The sequence below is a fragment of the Amycolatopsis nigrescens CSC17Ta-90 genome, assembly GCF_000384315.1.
GTDB classification, from domain to species: domain Bacteria; phylum Actinomycetota; class Actinomycetes; order Mycobacteriales; family Pseudonocardiaceae; genus Amycolatopsis; species Amycolatopsis nigrescens.
On the sequence record NZ_ARVW01000001.1, the window covers coordinates 6,837,456 to 6,862,303 of the forward strand.

The 24,848-nt window shown below is 70.8% G+C and carries 24 protein-coding genes; 14 read left to right on the top strand and 10 right to left on the bottom strand.

Annotated features, from left to right (window positions below):
- Positions 1-50: 50 nt before the first annotated feature.
- Positions 51-638 carry a TetR/AcrR family transcriptional regulator gene (locus AMYNI_RS0132445; protein ID WP_020672270.1) on the bottom strand — a complete coding sequence of 196 codons (588 nt, stop codon included), beginning with the start codon at positions 636-638 and terminating at the stop codon, positions 51-53.
- Positions 639-783: 145 nt separating this feature from the next.
- On the opposite strand from AMYNI_RS0132445, the gene AMYNI_RS0132450 reads away from it, so the two are divergent.
- Positions 784-3,303: a molybdopterin-dependent oxidoreductase gene (locus AMYNI_RS0132450; protein WP_020672271.1), complete on the top strand. Its 2,520-nt coding sequence runs from the start codon at positions 784-786 to the stop codon at positions 3,301-3,303.
- Between the two features lie 34 nt (positions 3,304-3,337).
- Complete coding sequence (locus AMYNI_RS0132455) at positions 3,338-3,742, top strand: GNAT family N-acetyltransferase (protein ID WP_020672272.1); 405 nt, start codon at positions 3,338-3,340, stop codon at positions 3,740-3,742.
- A 2-nt stretch (positions 3,743-3,744) separates the two neighbouring features.
- Here the strand turns inward: AMYNI_RS0132455 and AMYNI_RS0132460 are convergent, their stop codons facing one another.
- From AMYNI_RS0132460 to AMYNI_RS0132470, 3 genes are read right to left on the bottom strand one after another with little or no spacing between them, the layout of a single operon-like run.
- On the bottom strand, positions 3,745-4,218 hold the full coding sequence (locus tag AMYNI_RS0132460) for an SRPBCC domain-containing protein (protein ID WP_020672273.1): 474 nt from the start codon (positions 4,216-4,218) through the stop codon (positions 3,745-3,747).
- A 54-nt stretch (positions 4,219-4,272) separates the two neighbouring features.
- A complete protein-coding gene (locus tag AMYNI_RS0132465) occupies positions 4,273-5,133 on the bottom strand; it encodes an alpha/beta fold hydrolase (RefSeq protein WP_020672274.1) in 861 nt (286 codons plus the stop codon).
- A 41-nt stretch (positions 5,134-5,174) separates the two neighbouring features.
- A complete protein-coding gene (locus AMYNI_RS0132470) occupies positions 5,175-5,597 on the bottom strand; it encodes a DUF4396 domain-containing protein (protein ID WP_020672275.1) in 423 nt (140 codons plus the stop codon).
- A gap of 310 nt (positions 5,598-5,907) precedes the next feature.
- Here AMYNI_RS0132470 and AMYNI_RS0132475 point away from each other — a divergent pair, with 310 nt between their 5' ends.
- From AMYNI_RS0132475 to AMYNI_RS0132490, 4 genes are read left to right on the top strand one after another with little or no spacing between them, the layout of a single operon-like run.
- Positions 5,908-6,189: a metal-sensitive transcriptional regulator gene (locus AMYNI_RS0132475; protein ID WP_020672276.1), complete on the top strand. Its 282-nt coding sequence runs from the start codon at positions 5,908-5,910 to the stop codon at positions 6,187-6,189.
- 36 nt (positions 6,190-6,225) lie between these two features.
- Positions 6,226-6,435, top strand: a complete 210-nt coding sequence (locus AMYNI_RS0132480; RefSeq protein WP_020672277.1) for a heavy-metal-associated domain-containing protein — start codon at positions 6,226-6,228, stop codon at positions 6,433-6,435.
- A 46-nt stretch (positions 6,436-6,481) separates the two neighbouring features.
- Positions 6,482-7,423: a hypothetical protein gene (locus AMYNI_RS0132485; RefSeq protein ID WP_026361221.1), complete on the top strand. Its 942-nt coding sequence runs from the start codon at positions 6,482-6,484 to the stop codon at positions 7,421-7,423.
- 24 nt (positions 7,424-7,447) lie between these two features.
- Positions 7,448-9,739 (top strand): heavy metal translocating P-type ATPase, encoded by a 2,292-nt coding sequence (locus AMYNI_RS0132490; RefSeq protein WP_020672279.1) that lies wholly within the window; start codon positions 7,448-7,450, stop codon positions 9,737-9,739.
- A 71-nt stretch (positions 9,740-9,810) separates the two neighbouring features.
- Here the strand turns inward: AMYNI_RS0132490 and bla are convergent, their stop codons facing one another.
- Positions 9,811-10,725 (bottom strand): class A beta-lactamase, encoded by a 915-nt coding sequence (bla, locus tag AMYNI_RS0132495; RefSeq protein ID WP_020672280.1) that lies wholly within the window; start codon positions 10,723-10,725, stop codon positions 9,811-9,813.
- Positions 10,726-10,853: 128 nt separating this feature from the next.
- Here bla and AMYNI_RS0132500 point away from each other — a divergent pair, with 128 nt between their 5' ends.
- Together AMYNI_RS0132500 and AMYNI_RS0132505 are read left to right on the top strand one after the other, a co-directional pair.
- The gene (locus tag AMYNI_RS0132500) at positions 10,854-11,801 is read left to right on the top strand and encodes a LysR family transcriptional regulator (protein WP_020672281.1); all 948 of its coding nucleotides are present in this window, start codon (positions 10,854-10,856) and stop codon (positions 11,799-11,801) included.
- Positions 11,802-11,806: 5 nt separating this feature from the next.
- Entirely contained in the window at positions 11,807-12,751 is a 945-nt protein-coding gene (locus tag AMYNI_RS0132505) for a serine hydrolase (RefSeq protein WP_020672282.1), read from the top strand.
- A 14-nt stretch (positions 12,752-12,765) separates the two neighbouring features.
- On the opposite strand, the gene AMYNI_RS47510 is transcribed toward AMYNI_RS0132505, so the two are convergent.
- The 4 genes from AMYNI_RS47510 to AMYNI_RS0132525 are packed head-to-tail and all read right to left on the bottom strand — an operon-like array spanning position 12,766 to position 16,367.
- Entirely contained in the window at positions 12,766-13,302 is a 537-nt protein-coding gene (locus AMYNI_RS47510; protein WP_020672283.1) for a YbaB/EbfC family nucleoid-associated protein, read from the bottom strand.
- On the bottom strand, positions 13,299-14,396 hold the full coding sequence (locus AMYNI_RS0132515) for a hypothetical protein (RefSeq protein WP_020672284.1): 1,098 nt from the start codon (positions 14,394-14,396) through the stop codon (positions 13,299-13,301). The genes AMYNI_RS47510 and AMYNI_RS0132515 overlap by 4 nt, the downstream gene beginning before the upstream one ends.
- Positions 14,393-14,665 (bottom strand): hypothetical protein, encoded by a 273-nt coding sequence (locus AMYNI_RS0132520; RefSeq protein ID WP_157357529.1) that lies wholly within the window; start codon positions 14,663-14,665, stop codon positions 14,393-14,395. The genes AMYNI_RS0132515 and AMYNI_RS0132520 overlap by 4 nt, the downstream gene beginning before the upstream one ends.
- Positions 14,666-14,711: 46 nt before the next feature.
- Positions 14,712-16,367 (bottom strand): carboxylesterase/lipase family protein, encoded by a 1,656-nt coding sequence (locus AMYNI_RS0132525; protein WP_245574046.1) that lies wholly within the window; start codon positions 16,365-16,367, stop codon positions 14,712-14,714.
- A 183-nt stretch (positions 16,368-16,550) separates the two neighbouring features.
- On the opposite strand from AMYNI_RS0132525, the gene AMYNI_RS47515 reads away from it, so the two are divergent.
- The 4 genes from AMYNI_RS47515 (at position 16,551) to AMYNI_RS0132545 (ending at position 21,067) form a co-directional block, all read left to right on the top strand.
- Positions 16,551-18,572: a histidine kinase gene (locus AMYNI_RS47515; protein WP_020672287.1), complete on the top strand. Its 2,022-nt coding sequence runs from the start codon at positions 16,551-16,553 to the stop codon at positions 18,570-18,572.
- Entirely contained in the window at positions 18,562-19,224 is a 663-nt protein-coding gene (locus AMYNI_RS0132535; RefSeq protein WP_040406128.1) for a response regulator, read from the top strand. The genes AMYNI_RS47515 and AMYNI_RS0132535 overlap by 11 nt, the downstream gene beginning before the upstream one ends.
- A gap of 95 nt (positions 19,225-19,319) precedes the next feature.
- Positions 19,320-20,339, top strand: a complete 1,020-nt coding sequence (locus AMYNI_RS0132540; protein WP_020672289.1) for an RNA polymerase subunit sigma-70 — start codon at positions 19,320-19,322, stop codon at positions 20,337-20,339.
- Positions 20,340-20,431: 92 nt separating this feature from the next.
- Positions 20,432-21,067, top strand: a complete 636-nt coding sequence (locus AMYNI_RS0132545; protein ID WP_020672290.1) for a GNAT family N-acetyltransferase — start codon at positions 20,432-20,434, stop codon at positions 21,065-21,067.
- A gap of 9 nt (positions 21,068-21,076) precedes the next feature.
- On the opposite strand, the gene AMYNI_RS0132550 is transcribed toward AMYNI_RS0132545, so the two are convergent.
- Positions 21,077-21,874, bottom strand: coding sequence for a bestrophin-like domain (locus AMYNI_RS0132550; protein ID WP_020672291.1), 798 nt, complete (start codon positions 21,872-21,874; stop codon positions 21,077-21,079).
- Positions 21,875-22,392: 518 nt separating this feature from the next.
- Here AMYNI_RS0132550 and AMYNI_RS0132560 point away from each other — a divergent pair.
- Both AMYNI_RS0132560 and AMYNI_RS0132565 read left to right on the top strand, forming a co-directional pair.
- The gene (locus AMYNI_RS0132560; RefSeq protein WP_020672293.1) at positions 22,393-23,001 is read left to right on the top strand and encodes an ArsR/SmtB family transcription factor; all 609 of its coding nucleotides are present in this window, start codon (positions 22,393-22,395) and stop codon (positions 22,999-23,001) included.
- A gap of 150 nt (positions 23,002-23,151) precedes the next feature.
- The gene (locus tag AMYNI_RS0132565; protein ID WP_020672294.1) at positions 23,152-24,813 is read left to right on the top strand and encodes a BTAD domain-containing putative transcriptional regulator; all 1,662 of its coding nucleotides are present in this window, start codon (positions 23,152-23,154) and stop codon (positions 24,811-24,813) included.
- Positions 24,814-24,848 lie beyond the last annotated feature (35 nt).

A 24,848-nucleotide genomic window follows, 5' to 3' on the forward strand; every position in this document is an offset into this window, starting at 1 on the left:
CGTGCGGATTTCCTGTCTCAGCTCGCCGGTGCGGGCGTTGCAGGCCGCTTTCAGTCGTTCTGCGCGGCGTTCGCCCGGTACAGCGGAGCGAGTCCGGCGATGACGTCGTCGAGGGGCTCGTCGCTGCGCTGGGCGCGGCAGAGGATCACGGCACCTTCGATCGCGGCGATCGCCAGCACGGCGAGCCGCCGCACGCGATCAGCGGGAACGCCTTCGGCCAGCAGCAGTTCCTGGATTTTTCGCTGCCAGCACACGAAGATCTCGTTCACCACGGCGGCGGCCTCGGGCAGATCGTCGCGATGGTCCACGGCGAGCGCCACGATCGGGCAGCCGGCCCGGAACTCGCTGTGCCGCAGCGACTGCTTCCAGAACCGTCCGAACTCCTCGAGCGCGGTGCCAGGGGCCCCGCCGGTGATCGCGTGGTCGATCAGGCCGGAGATGTAGTCACCGGCCTGCTGGACGGCGCCGAGGATCAGTTCGTTGCGACCGCCGGGGAAGTGGTGGTACACCGACCCTCGCGGCGTCCCGCTGTGCGCGAGCACGGCGTCGATGCTCACCCCGGAGGCGCCGCGTTCGCGCAGCAGCGCGACCGCGCTGTCCAGCATCAGCTGGCGGCTCTGCCCCGGCCTGCGGCCCATGCACCCTCCGATCGGTAATCAGCCCGGCTATTCTATGCCATCCCCCATAGTTATCCGTCGCCACACCCTTGACTCAGCACTATGGCAGCCTCCATAGTTACTCCAAAGTAGTAACAGGGTCGCCGTCGATCGAGGGGAGCGCGTCATGACCGCCGAAACGGGGAGGGACGCGCAGTGGGGCAAGACCGCCTGCATCCTGTGTGAGTGCAACTGCGGGCTGGAGGTCCAGGTCGCCGACCGGAAGCTGGTCAAGATCCGCGGCGACAAGGACCATCCGGGGTCGGCCGGCTACACCTGTGAGAAACCGTTGCGGCTGGACAAGTACCAGAACGGTCCACATCGGCTGGACACCCCGCTGCGCCGTCGTCCGGACGGCAGCTATGAGGAGATCGACTGGGACACCGCGCTGGACGAGATCGCGCAGCGGCTCGCCGCGGTCCGCGACGCCCACGGCGGCGACAAGATCTTCTTCTACGGCGGGGGCGGCCAGGGCAACCACCTCGGCGGCGCGTATGGCCGCGCCCTGTTCCACGCGGTCGGCGCGCAGTACATGTCGAACGCGCTGGCGCAGGAGAAGACCGGCGAAGCATGGGTCGACCAGCAGCTGTACGGAAACCACACGGCGGGCGATTTCGAGCGCACCGAAGTGGCCATCTTCATCGGCAAGAACCCGTGGCAGTCGCACGGCGTGGCCAGGGCGCGCCCGGTCCTGCGCGAGCTGGCGAGGGACCCGGAGCGGGCGATCATCGTCATCGACCCCCGGGTGAGCGAGACCGCGGCGATGGCGGACTTCCACCTGCGGATCAGGCCAGGCACCGACGCCTGGTGCGTCTCCGCGCTCGCGGCCACCCTGGTGCAGGAGGAGCTGACCGCGCGGGACTGGCTCGCCGAGCACACCGTCGGCATCGACGAGGTGCTGAGCGCCCTGCGCGCGGTCGACATCGGCGACCACGCGCGCCGCTGCGGAGTGCCCGAGGAACTGATCCGGGCCGCCGCCCGCCGGATCGCCGCCGCCAAGAGCGCGGCGACCTATGAGGATCTCGGTGTGCAGCAGTCCCCGAACAGCACGCTGGTGTCCTATCTGAACAAGATGCTGTGGATCCTCACCGGCAACTTCGCCAAGCCCGGTGGCGTGCACATCCACTCCTGGGTGTTCCCGATCGCCGGGCGATGGCATCCCGTCCCGCGGGCGGAAGGTGCGCCGCGGGCGTACCGGGCCCGTCGCGCGCTCGGCCTGGCCGCGATGCGATGGGGCGCGAAACCGCTGCGGCGCTCGCTAGCGTTCGCGGCCCGCCGCCGTCGTACCCGCGACGCCGCGAACCTGGTCGCGGACACCACTTTGCGGGCGTTCTTCGAAACGGTCGCCGTTCCCGCGGCGCGGCGCGTCGCCGACGTGCTCGGCAGGCCGGACGCCGGCGGCACTACCCCGGTCAGCGGCGCGAACATCATCGGCGGGCTGATTCCCTGCAACGCGATCGCCGACGAGATCCTCACCGACCATCCGGACCGGCTCCGCGCGATGTGGGTGGACGCGTCCAACCCGGCGCATTCACTGGCCGAGTCGGCGCGGTTCCGCCGGGCGATGGCCGAGTTGGAGCTCTCCGTGGTGGTCGACGTGGCGCTGACCGAGACCGCCCGCTGCGCCGACTACGTGCTGCCCGCGGCCAGCCAGTTCGAGAAGCACGAGTCCTCCCTGTTCACCCTGCACTTCCCGCACAACGTGTTCCAGGTGCGGGCCCCGCTGCTGGACCCGCTGCCGGGGACCCGGCCGGAACCGGAGATCTACGCCGGCGTCATCGACCGGCTCGGGGTCGTCGACAGCGGGCTGATCGAGGAGCTGACCGCGGCCGCGCGGGTCGGCAGGCAGGCTTTCGCGTTGGCGTTCTTCGCCGCGATCGAGAACCGGCCGGAGCTGGCCGGGCTGGCCCCGTACCTGCTGTACCGGACCCTGGGGGAAACACTGGGGGAGACGCTGCCCGGTGGTGAGCGGCCGATGGCGCTGCTGTGGGGCCTCGCCCAGCTGTGCGCGATCGCCCAGCCGGACGCCGTCGCGCGGGCCGGTTTCACCGCACGTGGCTTCGCTCAGGGGGAGCAGCTCTTCGAGGCGTTCCGCACCCGGCGCGAAGGGGTGCTGTTCGCCGAGGACCGGTACTCCGACGCCTGGAAGTACATCCAGCACCAGGACGGCAAGATCCACGCCGCGATCCCGCTGCTGCTCGAGGAACTGGCCAGGATCGGGGCAGTCGAGCCGGATTACGCCAGCGCCGAGTTCCCGTTCATCCTCTCCGCGGGCGAGCGCCGGTCGTTCACCGCGAACGTGATCATCCGCGACCCGGAGTGGCGCCGCCGGGATCGAGAGGGCGCGCTGCGGATCTGCGGTTCGGACGCCCGCGGGCTCGGCATCGAGACCGGCGACGTGGTGCGGGTGGTCACCGCTTCCGGATCGGCGCGGACACCGGTCGAAGTCAGCGACGTGATGCAGCCGGGACACATCTCGCTGCCGAACGGGATGGGGGTGTCCTATCCCGGCGCGGACGGTGAGCACACGGTCGGGGTCGCGCTCAACAGCCTCACCTCCGGTGCCCGCCGGGACAAGTTCTTCGGCACTCCCTGGCACAAGAACGTGCCGGCCAGGGTGGAGCTGCTCGCCGACGACGGGAGCTGACCGGGACGCTCCCGCCGGCTGCGAACATGACGGGATGCGGATCGACTACCGGTGGCGGGCCGAACTCGCCGACGAGGAACTGGTCGCGTTGACCCGGTCGCACGGCGGCAAGGCCGAGCCGGGCTGGTGGGACCGGATCCGCCCGCACAGCCTGGGCTGGGTGACCGCGCGGCCGCCGGAGGGGACCCTGCTCGGTTTCGTCAACCTGGCCTGGGACGGGGCGGATCACGCCTTCCTGCTCGACCCCAAGGTCCGGCCGGACCATCAGCACCTGGGGATCGGCACCGAGCTCGTCTCCCGCGCGGCCGAGGCCGCCCGACAGGCCGGCTGCACCTGGCTGCATGTCGACTTCGGCGCGGAGCTGCGCGGGTTCTACTTCGGCTCCTGCGGGTTCCGCCCCACCGACGCCGGGCTGATCGAACTTCAGGCCACGAGCTGAGCTCAGGCGGTGCGGGCGGCCCAGCGGGTTTCGGCGTGGGCCTTGAGGGCGCGGGCGACCGCGTCGAAGCCCGCCTTCACCCAGGGGCCGTGCGAGGCGAAGATCTGCTCGGCGTACTCGCCGGAGAAGACCTCGGTGGTGCGGTAGCCGCACCGGTCCGGGCCGAGCCGCTCCACGTACTGGTCTCGCCTGCCGAAGATGCCGGGCAGCTCGTTCCCGGTGTCGTAACGCAGCTGCCGTGGCGGGTCGACCACCCGGATGTACTCCCGGTTGACGAAGGTGCCGCCGGAGCCGTCCGGGTTCGGCAGGGTCAGCTCGATCGGGTCGCCCACCGCCAAGGTGGTCTGCACCGCCACGGTGTACGGATTCCACAGTGGATAGCTGGGATAGTCGACCAGCAGGTCCCAGACGAACGGCGCCGGCGCGGCGATCTCGACGGCGATCGACTCGATGGTGTGGCTCGATGACGAACTCATGCTAGAACTTGTTCTACCACGAGCCGCCCTTCGCGGTGAAGGGCGAAAAGCCGGCTATTTGCCCTTGGTGAGGAGGCCGGCGATTTCGGCGGCGTGCGTGATCGGGGCGAAGTGGCCGGCGGCCACGGTGTGCACGGTGAAGGGGTTCGACGGGGTGAGCCGGTCGGCTTCGGCGATCATGCGGTCCTGCACTTCGAGCGGGACGACCTCGTCCTGGTCGGTGCGGATGTATGTGCGCGGCAACCGTCCCCAGGTGTCGGCGTCGACCTTGGCGTCGGCCAGTACGACCTGCAGCGGTTCGTCGGGCTGGGTGGCGTAGGCGAGCACCGCCGGTACCTGCGCGGGGTCGAGTTCGGCCATGAGCAGGGCGTGCTGGACGGCGAGGACGTCGGGGTCGCCGGTCCGCGGGTTGGTCCTGGTCACGCCGGTTTGCCTGGGATCGCCGAGGAACACCATCCGCCGCGCCCGCGCGAGCGGGCTGTCCGGCGCGGGGGAGGTGGGGGCGTACGCGATCACGGTGCTGGAGTCCACGCAGCAGTAGGCGCTGAGGTAGACCACGCTGTCCAGCAGTTCGGGGGCGGTGTTGGCGACCCTGGTCACGGTGCTGCCGCCGAGGCTGTGGCCCACCAGCACGACCGGACCGTGCTCGGCGGCCCGTCGCACGATGCCCAGGGTGTGCTCGGCGTAGTCGTCGAGGGTCAGCCCCGCCAGCGGTGAGGGCGCGGCGGTGAACCGCTCGAGATCCTGCGGGCTCCCGTATCCGTCCGGGAAGACCGCGTCGAACCCGTGGCCGGGGAGTTCGACCGGCAGGGCGCGGTGCCCGCGCAGCACGATCTCCCCGGCCGCCGGGTTCCACAGGAACGAGGTGGCGCCCGATCCGGTCACCAGTACGAAGGTCGGTTCGGTCTGGGTCATGACCTCGATCCTGCCCTAATCCGCTGGCCCTCCGCAGGCATTCAGTGGTGGTAGGCGTGCGCTTTGGCGTGGCCGAGTCCGCGTCCGATCATCAGCTTGTTGACCGGCATGGTGACCGCGAACGCGACCAGGAACGAGAGGGCGAGTGCGCCCCAGAACAGCAGGTTGCCCAGCCCCGCGTCCATCGCGCCGGGCACGATCACCATCACCCCGTTGTCCACGATCTCCATCACCGCGATGGACACCGTGTCCGCGGCCAACGCCACCTTGAAAGCCTGCTTCATGCCGACGCCGGCGCGAAGCACACCGCGCATGCTGAGGGCGTAACCGAAGACGAACGCCAGTGCGACCGCCAGCACGATGGTCGCGACGTTGTGCAGGCCGAGCGCGGTGCCGATGACCATGCCGAGGATCTCGCCGATGGCGCAGCCGGTGAGGCAGTGCAGGGTGGCCGACGCGGCCATGCCCCAGGTCGCCGGTGGGTGGGAATGCTGATCGTGCTCAGTGGACATGGGTGCTGCCTTCCGAGATGTCGCGTTCTCGCATACCCAGTGGGGGTATGCGAGAGACAAGCTAGCAGGAGGCGGCCGTATACGCCAGGGGGGTATCTATGGTTGTGTCCGATGACAACTCCAACGTGGGACTCGCCGCACGCGAACGTGGAACTCGCGGTGTCCGAAGGCGGGACTCGCGCGAGGCGGCCGCCGGTCACGTTGACTGCCCTACCCCCCTAGGGTATCGTTGGCAGGGTCGACATGGAGCGAGGAGACGGTCATGAGGGGTTACGGCAACGACAAGGACGGCTATCTCAAGCGGCTGCGCCGGATCGAAGGTCAGATCCGCGGGTTGCAGCGGATGGTGGAGAACGACGAGTACTGCATCGACGTGCTGACTCAGATCTCGGCCGCGACCAAGGCGCTGCAGTCGGTGTCCCTCGGGCTGATCGACGAGCATCTGAAGCACTGCGTAGCCGAAGCGATCGCCGAGGGTGGCGACACGGCCACCGAGAAGGTCCGCGAGGCCAGCGACGCGATCGCCCGACTGGTCAAGTCCTGACCACCAGCAACAGCAACAAATAACGAGGAGCGAACCATGGCAGAGGTCACCTACACCGTCACCGGCATGACCTGCGAGCACTGCGTCCGCGCGGTCACCGAGGAGGTCGGCAAGATCGACGGCGTGACCGAGGTTTCGGTCGACCTGCCCAGCGGCGCCGTCACCGTCACCGGCTCCCAGGAACCCGGCCTCGCGGATGTGCGAGCGGCCGTCGAAGAAGCCGGATATGAGCTGACCGCCGCGTAGCGCGGAGGCTCCCTGACCGCGGGCGGCCTGCCCGCAGAGGATGGACATGAACACTGCCATGAAGTTCTCCGCCTACGGTGTAGCGCTCGCACTGGTCGCCGGTGGCGGCTGGGCGGCCGGCACCGCTGTCGGTCCCTTCGCCGGTGCTGCCGGCGCGCGCGGCGGCGAGGACGCCGGGCACGGGGACACCCACAGCGGCACCGTCGCGGAGACTGCGCAACCCGACCAGCCCGGCGGGCTGGCGTCATCCAGGGGCGGCTACACCCTCACGCCCACCGACACGACGCTCACCGCGGGGACAGCTCAACCCTTCACCTTCCAGATCACCGGCCCCGACGGGCGCCCGGTCACCCGGTTCGACGTCGAGCACGAGAAGCGGCTGCACCTGATCGTGGTGCGCCGGGACACCGCCGGTTACCAGCACCTGCATCCCGAACTCGCCGCGGACGGCACCTGGACGGTGCCGCTGAACCTGCCGCAGGCCGGCAGCTACCGCGCTTTCGCCGACTTCACCCCGGCCGGCGGGGAAGGGATGACCCTCGGCGTCGACCTCGCCACGGCGGGCTCCTACCAGCACGTCGAATACCCGCCCGCACGTGACGCCTCCGTGGACGGTTACCAGGTGCGCCTGGACGGCGAGCTGATCCCGGGGCGTTCCTCGAAGGTGACCCTGTCCGTGACCAAGGACGGCAGGCCGGTCACCGATCTGCAGCCGTACCTCGGCGCCTACGGGCACCTGGTCGCGCTGCGCGGCGGCGACCTGGCCTACCTGCACGTGCACCCGGACGGCGCGCCCGGCGACGGCCGGACACCCGCCGGGCCGGCGGTCACCTTCTACGCGGAGGTCCCCTCGGCCGGTACCTACCGGCTGTTCCTGGACTTCCAGCACGCCGGGACGGTCCGCACCGCCGAGTTCACCGCGCCCACCACAAGCACCCCCCAGCCCCAGGCGCCCGCGACCGGTGACGGTCACGGCGGCCACGGCTGATCCGCGAGAAGGAAGGAGAGCCCGATGACTTCGAACGTGGACGCCAGGCTCACCGCCGGCCGCGGTGAGGTCGAGCTGGCGATCGGCGGGATGACCTGCGCATCCTGCGCGATGCGGGTCGAGAAGAAGCTCAACAAGCTGGACGGCGTCACCGCCACGGTCAACTACGCCACCGAGAAGGCCAAGGTCGCCTACCCCGACGGCGTCGAACCCGAACAGCTGGTCCAGCAGGTGGAGGCCGCCGGCTACACCGCCACCCTGCCGACGCCGAGAAGCGCGAAAAGCACGGAAGGCGCGGAAGGTGAAGGGGGCGAAGAAGATCCGACGCGGTCGCTGCGGCAGCGCTTGATCGTCTCGGTGCTGCTGTCGGTGCCGGTGATCGCGATGGCGATGGTGCCCGCGCTGCAGTTCACCTACTGGCAGTGGATCTCGCTGGTGCTGGCCGCACCGGTGGTCGTGTGGGCCGCGGAGCCGTTCCACGAGGCGGCGTGGGCCAACCTGCGGCACGGCGCCGCGACCATGGACACGCTGATCTCGATGGGCACCCTGGCCGCGTTCGGGTGGTCGCTGTACGCGCTGCTGTTCGGCAGCGCGGGCGTGCCCGGCATGACCCATCCGTTCAGCCTGACCAGCCCGCCGATGGCCGGTGACGGGAACATCTATCTGGAGGTCGCCGCCGGGGTGACCACCTTCATCCTGGCCGGGCGCTACTTCGAGGCCCGCTCGAAGCGAACCGCCGGTGCCGCCCTGCGCGCCCTGCTGGAACTGGGCGCCAAGGAGGTCGCCGTGCTGCGGGACGGCGGCGAGCAGCGCATCCCCACCGATCAGCTGGTGGTGGGGGACCGGTTCGTGGTCCGGCCCGGCGAGAAGATCGCCACCGACGGAATCGTCGACGAGGGCAGCTCCGCGGTGGACGCGAGCATGCTCACCGGCGAATCGGTGCCGGTGGAGGTCCGGCCGGGCGACGCCGTGGTCGGCGCGACGGTGAACGCCGGCGGACGGCTGGTCGTGCGGGCCACCCGGATCGGCTCGGACACCCAGCTCGCGCAGATGGCCAAGCTGGTGGAGGACGCCCAGACCGGCAAGGCGCAGGTGCAGCGGCTTGCCGACCGGGTCTCGGCGATCTTCGTGCCGATCGTGATCGCCTTGGCGCTGGGCACACTGGCGTTCTGGCTCGGTGCGGGCGGCACCGCGTCGGCGGCGTTCACCGCGGCGGTGGCGGTGCTGATCATCGCCTGCCCGTGCGCACTCGGCCTGGCCACCCCGACCGCGCTGCTGGTCGGCACCGGGCGGGGCGCCCAGCTCGGCATCCTGATCAAGGGCCCCGAGGTGCTGGAGTCCACCCGGCGGGTGGACACGGTCGTGCTGGACAAGACCGGCACCGTCACCACCGGGCAGATGTCGCTGGTGGACGTGCACGTGACCGAAGGTGCCGACACCGAAGAGGTGCTGCGCCTTGCCGGAGCGCTGGAGGACGCCTCCGAACATCCGATCGCGCAGGCCATCGCCCGCGACGCCCGCGAGCGAATCGGCACGCTCCCGGCGGTCGAAGGCTTCGAGAACACCGAAGGCCTTGGGGTGCAAGGAGTCGTCGACGGTCACGCGGTACTCGTCGGCAGGACGGCGCTGCTCGAGCAGTGGAGTCAGCACCTGCCCGCGGATCTCGCGGCCGCGAAGGCCGAAGCCGAGCAGCAGGGCCGCACCGCGGTCGCCGTCGGCTGGGACGGGCGGGCACGCGCGGTGCTGGTGGTCGCCGACACGGTCAAGGCCACCTCGGCGGAGGCCGTCGGGCGGCTGCGGGCGCTGGGACTCACCCCGGTGCTGCTGACCGGGGACAACGAGGCGGTGGCCAGGACGGTGGCCGCCGAGGTCGGCATCGAGCAGGTGATCGCCGAGGTGCTGCCCAAGGACAAGGCCGACGTGATCGCCGGGCTGCAGGCCGAGGGCAAGGTGGTGGCCATGGTCGGCGACGGGGTCAACGACGCCGCCGCACTGGCCAAGGCCGACCTCGGCCTTGCCATGGGCACCGGCACCGACGTCGCCATCGAGGCGGGCGACCTCACCCTGGTGCGGGGCGACCTGCGGGCGGCCGCGGACGCGATCCGGCTGTCCCGCCGGACGCTGCGGATCATCAAGGGCAACCTGTTCTGGGCGTTCGCCTACAACGTGGCCGCACTGCCGCTGGCCGCGGCCGGTCTGCTGAACCCGATGCTGGCCGGTGCCGCGATGGCCGTCAGCTCGGCGTTCGTGGTCTCGAACAGCCTGCGGCTCCGCGGTTTCCGCGGTACGGACGGCCCGGCCGCGAAAGCGAACTGACCGGCCTGCCGCCCCGACTGTCCACAACGGATAGTCGGGGCGGCAGACCGTGTTGTCCTGGTTGTGCCGGCTCAGCTTCCGGGGGCGAGGCTGCCGGGGAGCAGCCGGGCGGTGTCGGCGATCAGCAGGTCGTCATAGGCCGCGTCCTGGGTGTGCTTGGTCGACAGCACGGCCAGCACGATCGGCGTGCCGTCGGCGGTCCATGCCACGCCGACGTCGTTGGTGGTGCCGTAGTCGCCGGAGCCGGTCTTGTCGCCAAGCTCCCAGTCGTCGGGCAGCCCGGCCCCGAACCGCTTGCCGCTGGTGGTGTTCGCCTTCAGCCAGCCGGTCAGCCGGGCGCGGTCCCCGGGGTCGAGCGCGTCGCCGAGCACCAGCCGGCCGTAGTCGCGCCCGATCGCGCCGGGGGTGGTGGTGTCGCGCGGGTCGCCGGGGATGGCGGTGTTCAGCTCGGGCTCCCACCGGTCGAGGCGGGTGCGGTGGTCGCCGATCGAGCGGCAGAACCCGGTGACACCGCCGGGGCCACCGAGCTGGCGGAGCAGCAGGTTCCCCGCGGTGTTGTCGCTGTAGCAGATCGCCGCGGCGCAGAGGTCGCCGACGCGCATGCCCTCGCCCACGTGGTCCTTGGTGATCGGGGAGCCGTTCACCAGGTCCTTTTCGGTGTAGCGGATGACCTTGTCCAGGAACTCCCCGTCGCGGTCCAGGTCGCGCAGGACGGCCGCGGCGGCAAGGGTTTTGAACGTCGAGCAGAGCGGGAACCGTTCCTGCGCGCGATAGGCCACCGTCGCGCCGGTCTTGGTGTTGACCGCGTAGACGCCCAGCCGGGCGCTGTGCCGTTGTTCCAGCGCGCGGAGTTCGCGGTAGATGGTTGAGCCATCCGCCGCCGACGCGGGAATCCCGCCGAGGTAGCCGGTCGTCAGCAGACCGGCAGACACGGCGAGTCCGCCGCGCAGCATCGAACGACGGGAAAGGGACACGTTGCGGGTCATCGGCACTCCGTTGAGGGTTGAGGATCGAGGGTCACGGATTCGGCGTCGACCCGAGCCAACCAGCGGCACCGTTCCATGTCCAAGACACATAATTGAACGACCCATACCTTTTTGATATAGATGGAGCGATGGACCTGCTCGCGCACCTGGAGGCGTACGTCGCCGTAGCGGAGGAGGAGAGCTTCACCGCCGCCGCCGACCTTCTCGACATCGCGCAGCCGGTGCTCAGCCGGCGGATCAAGCTCCTCGAACAGCACCTCGGTGGCGAGCTGTTCGACCGTTCCCGGCGCCAGATCAGCAGTACCGACCTCGGCGTGCTGCTGCTTCCGCACGCCAAGGACGTACTGGGCCGCGTCGACCAGCTGCGCCAGGTGGCCAGGACGGCGCTGACCTCGGCGGCGCACGCGCTCGGGGTGCCACCGGACTGCGACCCGGTGGCACTGGCCAGGGTGATCCGTGCCGGACGGGAGCGGGGCGTGACGATCGGCGTGCACGAACTGCCCGCCGAGGAACGGGCGGCCGGCCTGACGGAGGGCGCGCTGGCCTCCGCGCTGCTGCGGGTGCCGCCGGAGACCGCGACCCAGGTCGTCCCGCTCGGCCTGGCCTCCGCGGCCCCGCCGTCCGGCTCGCCCGGCCGGGCCGCGCACCTGGAAGACCTGCGGCCACGTCGAGGCGCCGGCGGCGAAGTGTCGCCGTCGATCCTCGTCACCGCCGAGGACGGGATCGGCTTCGCGGCCGAGCGGTTCCGCAAGGCCGCCGCCCGTGCCGGCCTGTCGGAGGGACGCGTCCGGGAGGTCGCATCGGCCGCCACCGCGGTGGCCGAAACGCTCGCCGGGCATGCCGTGCTGCTCTGCGCCGAGCCGTTCGCCCGCCGCCACGACCTGGCGTGGTCACCGTTGGCGGACACGGCTTTGCATCGCGGGTACGAGCTCGCGACGGCCGGCCGTCGCGCGGCGCCCGACTGGCTGGCACCGCTGCTCGCCGACGCGATCGGAGCCGGCACCGCCCGGAAGTCCACCGCGGCAGGAGGTCCGGAAGGGCCGGACGCCCGTGCCCGGCTGGCGGCGCGCGGATGACCCGGATGTCCCCACCCCGTCCGGCGTATGTCGCCACCACCGCCGAACTCCTGTCCGTCGCCGAGTCGATCGCCGGGCAGTGGCGGCAGGTCGGTGCCGCCGGCCACCTGCTCGCCCGCAACATCGACACCGGCGAGGAACTCGGGTTCGACGTGTCCGCGCCGGTGCCGCTGGCGTCGGTGGTGAAGGTCCCGCTGGCGCTGGTGGTGCTGGACCGGATCGCGGGGAGGACGCTCGATCCGGCGATGCCGGTGACCGTCGACCCGGCGACGAAGAGCCTGGGCCCGACCGGGGTGGCCGCGTTCCGGTACGCCACGACGCTGGCCGTCGCCGACCTGATCCACCAGATGCTGACGGTCAGCGACAACGCCAGCGCGGACGCGTTGTTCGACCTGATCGGGGTGGAGGCGGCCGACGAGCGCCTGCGCGAATGGGGATGCGCGGGAATCCGGGTCCGGCACCGCATGCACCGGATGTACGAATGCGCCGCCGGTGTCGCCGGCGACGACTTCGGGCTGGCACTGGAACTCGCGATCCGCGACGACCGTGATGGCCGCGATGGTACTGCCGGCCGGCATTCCATCGAGACCCTCGATCCCGCCTACGCCAACGTCGGCAGCGCGGCGGCGCTGGTCGAGCTGCTGCAGCGGATCTGGCTCGACCGGATCTCGCACCCGGAGGCCACCGCCGAGCTACGCCGGCTGATGGCGCTGCAGGTCTTCAACCAGCGCCTCTCCAGCGACCTGCGCGCGGACACCGTGCGGGTCAGCGGCAAGACCGGCACCTTCCTGCACCTGCGGCACGAGATCGGCGTGGTCACCTCGGATTCCGGTGACCGGGTGGCGATCGCCGCGCTCACCCGGTCCCACCGCCGGGCGAGCATCGCGCACGACATCGATCTCGCCATCGGTGCCGCCGCCCGTTCCGCGTTCGAGAGCCTGCGCCGCTGAGGTTGTCGGCGGGCTCAGGGCGGGCGGACCAGCCAGCTGCTCGGCGGGCCTTCGTCCTCATCGGACCGCCGCGCCCGCTGTTCAGCCGCCCGTCGATCCGGTGGCCTCGTGTCGTTCGCCGGGCGCAGGATGGGTGAATCCGTTTGCTGGGGCGGAGTTCCGGCGGGTGCGGCGAGCAACGTCACCGGCCCGTCGTCCGGAGCGGGCAGCAGCCCTGCCGGCAGCTCGCTGAGCACGCCCTCGTTCCGCAGCCCTTCGTAGGTCTGCGCGACCTGGCCGCGAGCGTGTGCGGCGGCCCGCCGCACGACGACCGTGATCACGCGCGCCAGCTCGGCCGGCTTGGCCGCCCGCACCCCGGCGGCCAGCTCCAGCCCGGTGAGCAGGCCGGTGCTGTCCACTGTGGCCCGCACCAGCCCGTCGCCGGACGCCGCCGAGCCCCGCACCGCGGCGGTTCGCTGTTCGGCCCATTCCAGTGCCTGGCGCCGGCGGGTCGTTTTCTCCCGCAGCGCCTCCGATCTGGCCGCCAGTCGCGCGGACCGGTCGTCGTTCACCGCGCGAGCCCGCCGTCGGGGGAGGTCGCGTTCTCGTCGTAGATGTCCGGACCGCGCTTGCCCCTCGGCTCGTCCGGTGCGTCGGGATCACCCTGGTAGCCGGGTATCCACACCACGTCCCGGTCCTCGGCCTTGTCCTTGGGCACCTTGTTCTCCGGCGGCCGCAGGAAGTGATCCCGCTCGTGGTCGCGGCCGACTTCCGGTTCCGCCACCAGATCGTCGTCGCGCACGCCGCGCCGGTCCCGCGCGGGTTGGTCGTCCGGATGAAACTGGTCCTGGTCGAACTCGTCGTCGGTGATGATCGCCGGTCGTGCCGGACGCAGCCGATTCGGGTGGAAGTCGTCGACGCTCTGGTCCGCCGGTTTGGCATCGGTGAGGAAGACCGTCACCTCGTACAGCGCCTTCTCGACCCGGTATCGGCTCTCCCTGGCCTCGTCGAGAATGCCCCGGCCCTGCGACACCATGTCGAGGATCACGTCGCCCTCCGTCGACCCGCCGACCTCGATGATCCTCTTGCTGAGCGGGCCGGTGGCCAACGCGTTGCCGGCCGCGGCGAGGGCTCCGGTAGCACCACCGGTCACCAGCCCGGCCCCGAACTCGACGACCGATCTGAGGATGGTGAGTCTCATCCGCTCGTTCCTGTCGGCTCTTTCTTCGGCCACCTTGTCCAGCGCGTCATGGGTTTGCTCGACCAGCTCGTTGACGTCGTTGTGCAGCGAGCTCAGGAGTTCCTGGTAAGCCTCCACCGAGCGCAGGGCGGCGTCGATGATCGTCCGGACGTTGTGCACCGCGTCTTTCATCCGGCCCAGGTATTCGTCGAACTCTCGGGCGGCGTCACCCCGCCAATCGGCGAGATCGCTCCGGGCGCTGTCGAAAGTGCTGCTCTCGTCCTGTTCGAGGATTTTCATGGCGCTTCTCAGGTAATTCATAATCGAATTGGTGGAGTCCGGGTCGCCGGACGCGAATTCGATGAACATGTCCCGGATCGACTGCTCGGTTTGAGCGGGGTCGTTACCGAATCCTTCCAGGGAGTTCTCGCGCCAGATCTCCCGGAACGTAGCGGAGTGCATCGCCATGTCGTCGGCCCAGGTCATGACGGCAACCTCCCGAACGTTCCGGCGCCCGCTCCTTCCTGTTCGTCATAGCGGCACGCTATTTCCTCGAGCGCCTTCGAGCACAGCCGGAGGTTCTCCATGTTGTCGAGGAGGATCCGGCCGAGGTAGAAGCGCACGTCGTCGAACCTCGGTGCCACTCGCGCGAACAGGTCTCCCGGATTTTCGCCACCGGTGAAAGCCGTGTTCTCCTCGGCCGTCTTGGCGATCTTGTCCTTGGCGTTCTCCAGAACTTCCACCACGGCGTCCACGTGTCTCCGCGCGCTCCGCAGGTCGCCGGTGTTGACCGTGTAACCGTCACCCATGATTTCCTCCGGTCAGTTCGGACCAGAAGCCGCACTGGTGCCGTTGCGCCAGATCGACCGGGCCGATGCCGTCCCTGCCGGGGGCGAGGCCCTGGACGTAGGGCACTTCATTCGGGGCGTCGCTGTCGCTGGGACCGAACGCGGGCCACCGCGGGCCGGGGGCGCGGCCGGGATCGCCGGTGGCCGCGAAACGCGTCCAGTAGTCGATCATCTGCTCGGACAGGCGCTGCTGCTCCGGGGTGAACTTGGCCGGCATGCCGCCGAGGTCGAACAGCGACCACAGCTCGGACGCGTGCTGCGCGCCCATCGGCATCGTCGGCGGCAGCGGGGACAGCGCGGGCGGCTCCGGGTCGGCGAACTCGTACTGGTGCACCGGCACGTACCGGGCCAGCTCCCTGGACGTGGCGTATTGCGTGCACGCCCACTTGCGGTCGGTGGTGATCGCGGCCCAGGCCAGCGCGGCCGAGCCGTACGCCTGCCGCGGGTACCGGGCCCGTACCTTCGCCTCGTCTTCGCCGAAGGTCTCCGTCATCACCGCGTCGAAGGTCTGCTCGCTCATCGCGAACTGGAAGTTGTCGTACCTCGACGTCGCCTGGGTGGCCTCGTCGCGGGTGTTGCCGGACAGCACCGGCACCCGGTGGAAGCGGCCAGCGCGGACCGCCTCGGCCGGGTTCTCCGGCAGGATCGGCGTGCCGTAGGCGGGCTGGATGAACTTCTGCTGCACGCCCTTCAGCTTGTCCACCGGCAGCGCGCGCAGGCAGTCGACGGCCGTCGCCGGGTCCGCGTCGCCGCAGCCGAGGTCGGCCGCGGTGCGCCGCCCCTGCGCCTGCAACGCGGGCAGCGGCTCGTAGATCGCGTCGGCGGGCTGGCCGCGGAACTCGGTGTTGGCCGTCCAGCTCAGCTCGCAGGATCCGCTCTGCAGCACGGCTTTGTCGAACAAGCCCGCCGCGGACGGCGACGTCAGGTGCGCGCAATTGCTGACCCCGCCGGCGGACTGGCCGGCGATGGTGACGTTGCCGGGATCGCCGCCGAACGCGGCGATGTTGCGGCTCACCCAGGAGAACGCGGCCTGCTGGTCGGCGAGCCCGAACGTGCCGGAGCCGTCCAGGCCGGGGTAGCCGAAGAAGCCGTACACACCGAGCCGGTAGTTCAGGGTCACGACCACGGCGTCGCCCTGCGCGGCCATCCGCTGCGCGTCGTAGTTGCCGCCAGCGCCCATGTAGAACCCGCCGCCGTGCACCCACACGATGACCGGTTTCGGCTTGGCGGTCCCTCCGGTGGCTCCACTGTTCCCGGACGGCTTGGTGACGTCCAGGTACAGGCAGTCCTCGTTGGTGCTGCCGCCGGGCAGTTCGCCAGGACCCTGGGCGCAGGCGGGGCCGGCGGTGGTCGCGTCCCGCACGCCGGGCCACGGTGCGGGCGGCCGCGGTTCCCGCCAGCGCAGCTCGCCCACCGGCGGTGCCGCGTAGGGAATCCCGCGGAACACCGTGGCCTGCTCGCCCGCTGCGCCGCGCACCACGCCCGCGTCCGTGCGCACTTCGGTGCCGTCCGGTTCGGCGGCCTGCCCGTTGACGCCCAGCAGCAGGCCACCCGCCAAACCGGTCGAGCCCAGCAGTGCCATCGCGGCCCGCCCTCGCCAGCCCTTCATTTCCGCGTCCCCCTTCAGGGTCTCGTGAAGCTATTACCGTTCAGTGCAGCAGCGGTCGGAGCTCGTGCACTAGCCGCCAACGCCGCACCCGACACCTACGAAAGTGGGTGCCCGGGCCGCACCTTGGCATCCTTCGTCGGTTCTTCGCGGCCGACGGGCCGCCGCGGACCTACGGTGAACCGCATGGTGTTCGCGTCGTCCGCGCCAGGGTGGCCCGTTCGGGAGCGGGTACTGGACGGCGCCGTGCTGGTCGTGCTCGGCTGCCTCACCTGCGTGCTGCCGCTGTTCCTGCCGGACGGCGAGGCCGCGTTGAACCCGCTGGCCGGGACCGCGGGTTTCGTGCTGGTCGCGGCCGGTCTGCGGGCCGCATGGCGCCGCCGGATCGACGTGCAGCTCGCGCCGGTGGCCGTGGTCGCCGCGGGCTTGGCGACCTGGGCCCTGCTCGCGCCCGGTCAGACCGTCACCGCGGACGAGCCGACCAACCTGCTGATGCCGCTGGCGCCGGCGTTCCCGCTCTACGCCGGCTACGTCTACCTCCGGGACCGCCGGCGCGCGTGGGCGATCGCGGTGCTGCTGGCCATCGTCGCTGTGCACCCGTGGTCGACGTCGGTGACCGCCGGTGCGGCCGGGCTGCTCTACGTCTGCGCGCCGATGCTGTTCGGTTTCTACCTGGTGGCGCGGCAGGAGCTGGTGAGCGCGCTGACCGATCGCGCGGAGCGGGCCGAACTGGAGCGGGACCTGCTCATCGAGCGGGCACGGGCGGCCGAGCGGACGCGGCTGGCGGCCGAGCTGCACGACGTGGTCACGCACCGGGTCAGCCTGATGGTGCTGCACGCGGGCGCGCTGCGGGTCACCGCGACCGGCCGGCGTACCCGGGACGCGGCCGAGGACGTGCGCGCCACCGGTTGCGACGCGCTGGCGGAGCTGCGCGACCTGATCGGGGTGCTGCGCGACGCCCCGGCCAGGGAGCGGGAAGTCCCGCCGCGCGAACGTCCCGCTCCCGCGGGCAGGCCCGGTATCGGTGGCACGGATGTCGGCATCGCCGCCGCCTGCGTCGCCTGGACGTTCCTGGGCACGATCGTGGTGCTTTCCTTCCGGCCTGGCGGGTTCGCCTTGACGGTGCCGTGGCCGCAGATCCTGGTGCAACTGCCGGCCGCGGTCGCGATGGTGGCGCGCCGGCGGTACCCGGCGTCGGCGGCCGTGATGACGCTGCTGGCCGCGCTGGCCTTGCTCCTGCTCCCGCCACCATGGCCGTCGGCTGGCGGCGCGCACCTGGCGCTCCTACCCGCGGTGGTGCCGGTGGCGGCCTTCGCGGTGGGCGCGCACGCCCGGCGTCCGGTCGCCGGCGCGGTGCCGCTGCTCGGGTTGTTCGTGCTCATCGCCCGGCCGTGGACGCCGCAGCTGCCGGTGATCACCGTCGCCGCGGTGTTCGTGGGCGTGCCGGCGTTGCTCGGGCTGTACACCGCGGCACGGCGGCGACTGATCGCGGCGCTGGTGGACCGGGCCGAGCGAGCGGAGCGGGAGCGGTCGCTGCGGGCCGAGCGGGCGATGGCCGAGGAACGGGCCGGCATCGCGGGGGAGATGCGCGACATCGTCGCCGGGCGAGTGCGGCACATGCTCGATCGGGCCGCCCTGCTGGTCGAGGATGCTTCGCCCGAGGCCAGGGACGCCGCGACCGAGCTGGTCGCGACCGGCGAGCAGGCCCTCACCGAGCTGCACGACCTGGTCGGCGCGCTGCGCGCCCCGGCGGGGAGCACGGAAGCCGCGACCGATCTGGCCGGGCTGGCCGCGGAGTCGGCGTCCGTTGGCATTCCCGTCGAGCTGGTCGAAGACGGCGACCCGGCCGCGCTCTCGCCCACCATCGCGCGCACCACGCACCGGGTGGTCCGCGAGGCGCTGACCAACGTGCGCAAGCACGCGCACGGGGCGGCGGTCCGGGTGCGCGTCCGGTACGCGGCGGACGGGGTGCGGGTCGAGGTCCGCAACGCACGTCCGCCCGACGTGCCGCCCGGCGGCGATCCCGGGCTCGCCGCGGGCGGTTCCGGTACCGGGCTGACCGGCCTGCGGCACCGCGTCGAGCTGATCGACGGCACGTTGCGGGCCGAGCCGACGCCGGAGGGCGGGTTCGCCGTCGATGCGATACTCCCGGCGTACGTGCCGACCGGCGTGCAGGCGCGCGACCCCACGGAGAACCATGACTACTGACCCGATCCGGGTGCTGATCGTCGACGACGAGCCGATGGTGTGCGCGCACCTGCGGACGATTCTCGGTTCCGCGGCGGACATCGAGGTGGTCGGGCTCGCGCACGACGGTGCGGAAGCGGAACGGGACGTCCTCCGCCACCGGCCGCATGTCGTCCTGATGGACCTCCGGATGCCGGGCACGGACGGGCTCACCGCCACCGAGCGGATCCGCGCGCGGCCGGACGCGCCGGTGATCGTCGTGCTGACCACCTTCGACGCCGACGAGTACGTGTTGCGCGCGCTGCACGCGGGCGCCGCCGGGTTCCTGCTCAAGTCGACGCCGCCGGAGGACCTGATCGACCTGGTGCACGTCGCCGCGGACGGGCACACCGTGCTGTCCCCGGAAGCGACCCGGCGGCTGCTCGCCGCTTCGTCGGCGGAGCAGCGGCACCGGGACAACGCCCGCCGCCTGATCGCCGGCCTGACCGAGCGCGAGACCCAGGTGCTGATCTGCCTCGGCGAAGGCCTGTCGAACGCCCAGATCGGCAAGCGACTCTTCCTCACCGAAGCCACCGTGAAGGGCTATGTCTCCCGGATGCTGGTCAAGCTCGACTGCGCCAACCGGACCCAGGCCGGTCTCGCCGCGCACAACGCCGGCCTGATCGGCCGTTGACCCGCCGGCTCCGGCTCCGGCGACGAGTGACCGGGGTCGGTGTCGTCTCATGTGCAGTCGGGCTGGTCGGGCCCACCGGAGGTGAGGAGCACGTGATGGCAGCCGAGGACGAGGCGACGGTGGAGGCGGCGCGGGCGGGGGACGAGGCGGCGTTCGCCCGGCTGGTCGGCGAGTACCGGCGGGAGCTGCGGGTGCACTGCTACCGGCTGGTCGGCTCGTTCGACGACGCCGAGGACCTGGTGCAGGAGACGCTGCTTCGCGGCTGGCGGCGCCGCGAGAGCTTCCAGGGCCGTTCGACGTTCCGCGCGTGGCTCTACCGCATCGCCACCAATGCCTGCCTGGACTTCCTGCGGCGCCGGCCCGAACGTCGTCAGGCCGAGTTCGCGGAAGAGGCGGGCCCAGTGCCGGCGGTCGCCGTGCGCTGGTTGCAGCCCTTCCCGGACGCGCAGCTCGCGACGACGGTGACCGAACCCGACGCGGTGGTGGTGGCCAGGGAGACCGTCGAGCTGGCGTTCCTGACCGCGATGCAGTTCCTCCGGCCACGGCAGCGGGCAGCACTGGTCCTGCGCGACATTCTGGGCTGGACCGCTCAGGAGACGGCCGAGCTGCTCGAGACCAGCGTCGAATCGGTCAACAGCTCGGTGCAGCGCGCGCGGGCCGAGATGCGCCGGCGCACCCCGGACTCCCGGGAGGAGTGGGCGCCGGCCGACCGGCTCGACGCGGCGCAGCAGGACCTGGTGCGCCGCTACCTGCACGCCACCGAGCGCGGCGATCTCGATGCGCTGGCCGCGCTGATGCGCGAGGACCTGCGGTTCAGCCAGGCTCCCGGCGCCGGCGGGAACATGACACCGGACCCGGTGTGGCAGCAGGGCCGGGACATCATCGTCGCCAGCTGGGCGCCCGCCTACGTAGGTGCCGACCGGATCGAGGTCCGGGCGATCGGCACCCGCGCCAATGGCTGTCCCGCGGTGGCCGCCTACGCCCGGGTTCCGGGGGACCGGACGTTCGTCCCGTTCGGGCTCGTCGTGCTGCGCGTGGAAGGCGCGCTGATCGCCGAGATCACCTGCTTCGGCCCGGAAGTCTTCGCGTCCTTCGACCTGCCCGCCGAACTCTGATCGCTTGTGGACAGTGGCCGTGATCATAAGTAGCTGCCGCGTTTTTTCCGGAGCACGTAATCTTCGCCGCGAGAAAGTGAGCGGGGGTTGCGATGGTTCCGGAACTTGTCGGCGTCTGGGCTTCGGGCTGGGCGGTGTCACGGCGCACGCCCGCACCGGTCGAGCGGCCGTGGGGGGTGTACCTGGAGGTGGACCAGCCCGGTCAGGTCGGGCGGCACGTGCTGCCCCACGGCACCGAGTCCGCGGTGCGCCAGGCCGCCGCGTCGGTGGCACTGGCGCACACCTGGCTCAAGGTCCCGGTCACCCCGGAGGAAGTCGAGCGCTGGCTGCCGCCGGGCTGGGTGGCCGACCGTGACGAGACGGGCCACCTGATGGCCACCGAGCTGCGGACCACGGACCCGGTGGCGCCCGAGGGCTACACCGCGTCCGCGGAGACGATCGAGGGTGTCACCTACCTGCTGGTGCGGCACACGACCGGTGAACTCGCCGCGAAGGGCCAGATGGCCGTGCTCGGCCACGCCGCCGTCGTCGACCGCGTCGTGACCGAGCCCGCCCACCGGCGCCGGGGCCTTGGCGGCTTCGTGATGCGCAGCCTCGCCGACCACGCCGCCGCCAAGGGCGCGACCCTCGGCATCCTTGGCGCGACCGACGAAGGCCGCGCGCTCTACGAGACCTTGGGCTGGAAAGCGCACGCACCGCTGGCGGCCTGCGTCTACCGCCCCCAGTAGTGCTGGTGGTCAGGCCCTGTTGAACAGGTCGCGTCGGAGCAGTTCGAAGGGTTCCGGTGCAACGCTGAACTCGCCGAGGAACGGGTTGTCCATCGCGGCGATGAGGAAGATCATCATCGCGACGAAGACGGCGAACAGGCCGGAGATGAGCAGGTGTGCGGCGATCCGCTGGACCGCGAGCATCGACATCAGGATCAGGTTGATCAGCGCGCCGAGCACGAGCACCCACCACAGCGCGCTGGGCAGGCTGCCTGACACGGAGTTCAGCATTTCCCGTCTGGCTTGGGTGAACGAGTTGAGCTGGGAGAACGCCTCGCCGTGCACCGCTTCCTGGCCGGGTGTCGCCGGTTCGTACTTCATCAGGTTGCGCTGGATTTCATCAACTCGGTAGACCCCTTCGGGTGAGGTCTCGCCGCGCTGCTGCATTGGCCAGTAGACGTCGATGACGTAGTCGACATAGCCTTCGAGATCACCGCGAAGCTGGCTGCGCAAGGGCTCGGAGTAGCCGGAGACGTCCCGGTAGAGCGCGGCGATCGTGGTGGCTTCGTTGGCGACGCTGGCGCTGGCTTCGGAATAGGTCGTGTAGGTGGCCGCGGCGATGAGGCCGAGTAGCAGGCCGTAGAACAGCCCGGTGCCGGTCAGCACCAGCTCCAGCAACGAGTTGCGCTGCTCGTGGTCGTCGTCGCCGAACAACCGGTCCATGACCGGGCGGAGGAGGAAGACCGCGCCCCAGCACACCGCCAGTGCGACCGTCACGAACAAGACGAACATCGCCCAGTTCGGCAGGTCGTAAATCCACGAGAACATGAGATTTCCTTCACCCGTGCGGGAAAACTTTGCCATCGGTCGCCATAGCCGCTCCTTTCCGTGGTGCCGCGAGAAGCGGGCTGTCCTGGATTGTTGCGCGAATTCGATGAAATCGACACGGCAGGTGGGCTCCTGCACCCGACTGGACGAGTCGATTCACACTCTCAGGTTATTTCCATACGAGTCGCGGAATAGCTGGATGTCAACATCGTCCGGAGGGTGAAAGGCTTGCTGGGATCGTCGTTAATTCGTGGCTCAGCTCGCTGTATCGCCGGCATCGGCCTGCGGAGTTCAAGAAATTTCTGGACCAAGAACGCGACAGAGATTCTCGAATCATTTGCAAACTTCTGTCGACGAATTTCTGGCGCAGGGCACCAGGAGGCGGCCCGTGTCCATTCGCCGGGTCATGCCCGACCTGAGCGTCGAGGTGGACGACGTGGATGCGGCCTGCTGAGCCACCGATGACCTAAACGCAGAGAACCCTTTGCAAAGGACCCTCTGTGGTTTATCGTTGTCGCATGGCTTCGGACGAGGACAGCAAGCGCGGGCGGCCACTCGACAAGCGCATGTTGCGGGCACTGGCTCATCCGCTGCGGATGCGGTTGCTGGAGCTGCTGCAGGCGGACGGGCCCGCCACCGCGACCGGCCTCGGTGCGCGTGCGGGGGAAAGCTCGGGAACCACGAGCTGGCATCTGCGGCAACTCGCGGAGGCCGGGCTGGTGGCCGAAGACATCGAGCGCGGCAACAAGCGGGAACGGTGGTGGCGCTCGGTCCACGGGTCGACCCGGCTGCGCAGCGCCGACTTCAGCGACGACCCGGATCTGGCCGGCCCCTTGGGTGTCTTCCTGCAGGCCTCGGTCGAGCAGCGCTACCAGGCCGAGGCGCGGTTCGTCAGCGAGTGGCCACAGTGGACGGACCGCTGGCAGGGCAAGGCCGCCTTCAGCGACGGCCGCCTGGCACTGAGCCCGGATGAAGCCGCGGCACTGACCGCCGAGATCGACGCGGTCGTCGACCGCTATCGCCGGCCTCCGCGGGCCGGCGACGACAGCGTGGTCTTCCATTGGGCGGCGTTTCCCCGGGAAGCTCATCCTCCGGAACCGGGTGCGCCGGACGCCGGGCAGGGATGACCATGGCGCACTCGCGCTGGTGATCCGAGCGCGCACCGGATGATCCCTTTACGTGGCAAATGATTTCGGTACGCTCTGGCCCGGGCGCGCGGCGGGACCGGTCCCTGTGCCCGTCGGCTAGCCTCGAACCTCGACGCCGGGGAGGCGAGGATGGGCCAGTTTCGGTTGCTGGGCGAGGTCGGTGTGCCGGCCGGGGACGAATCGGTCCCGGTCCGCGGTCCGCGTCAGCAGAGCCTGCTGGCCGTGCTGCTGCTGGAGGCCAACCGGCCGGTGGCGTCCGATCAGCTCATCGACCGGGTGTGGGGCACTGCGCGGCGGCCAACGCGGCCGGCCAACGCACTGCAGACCCAGGTGACCCTGCTTCGCCGCGTGCTGGAACCCGCCGGTGACGTGTCGATCGACCGGCAGTCGCCTTCGGGATATCGGCTCAGCGTGGACGAGCACCGGGTGGACGTGCACCGGTTCCGGTGGCTGGTCGACCAGGCGCGCGACGCGGAGGAAGACCGCGCGACCTCGCTGCTCGTCGAGGCGCTCGGCCTGTGGCGGGGAAAACCGTTCGAGGGCTTGGACACGCCCTGGCTCGAGGCGGCCAGGGCGACCCTGGTCCGGGAGCAATTCGCCGCGCGGCTGCGGTTCACCGACCTGCAGCTCGGCGCCGGGCAGCACGCCGCGTTGCTGCCCGGCCTCACCGACTTCTCCGACGAGCATCCCTTCGACGAGCACGTGGCGGGGCAGTTGATGCTCGCCCTGTACCGCAGCGGACGGCCCAGCGAAGCCCTCGAGCACTTCCAGCGGATCCGGCACCGGCTCAACGACGAACTGGGCACCGACCCCACGCCGACCTTGCGGGACCTGCACCAGCGGATACTGCTCGGCGATCCGGTGCTGGACCATGCCACGGCCGGGATCACCCAACGCGCCGCCGGGAAACCTGCTGCCCTGAACGGTGAGCAGGTGGAGCAGGTGGAGTCGGTGGCGCTCGCCGAAGTGCCGGAAGCGGCCCCTGATGTCGAAAGTCCCGGGCCGGTCACCCGCTCGCGAAGGCCGCGGATCCAGCTGGCCATGGTCCTGCTGGGCCTTGCCGTCGCATTGATCGCCTCCTTGCTGGTGATCGACCGGTCGTTGCCGGGGGAGACAGGGCAGCCGGACCGGAGTCCCGCGTCGCCGGTCGTGCAGGCGCCCGCCGCGGCGGCGGACCGGTACGGGTGGGGCAGCCCGGCGCACAGCGCGGAGTTCGACACCGGCCTCGACGGCTGGACCGTGGCCGGTCCCAAACCGGGACGAGACGGCGTGGGGCGGCAGACGCCGGGGCAGGTGACCGTCAACGGCGGCGTGGCGACCATAACCGGCCTCGCCAACGGCGACACCGGATACCTGCGCCGCCTGCCCGGCTCGCTCCACGGCCGCTGGGAAGCCAGGGTCCGGTTGCCACCGGGATGCGCCTGCTACCGCCCGCTGCTCACCCTGTGGCCGGACAGCGAGGGCGACCTGCCCGGCAGCGAGATCGTCTACCTCGAGGTTTTCGACCCGCACCGGCAGACGGCCAAGTTCTTCCTGTACACCGCCGGCGGCGGCCGGCTCGCCGACCAGCGCCAGGTGGACCTGACCGCGTGGAACAACTTCGCGGTCGAATGGACCGGTGATCATCTCACCGGCTACCTCAACGGCGAGCCGTGGTTCCACACCACCAGGTCGGAAGTGCTTCCGTCGCACGCCATGCACCCCACCATCAAGCTCGACCGGGTCGCCTCCGATTCCGCCGCGAGCACGGCCACCATGGAGGTGGACTGGATCAAGGAGTACCGCCTGTGACGCCAGCCTTGCTTTTCCTTCCGTGTTTTTCCTTC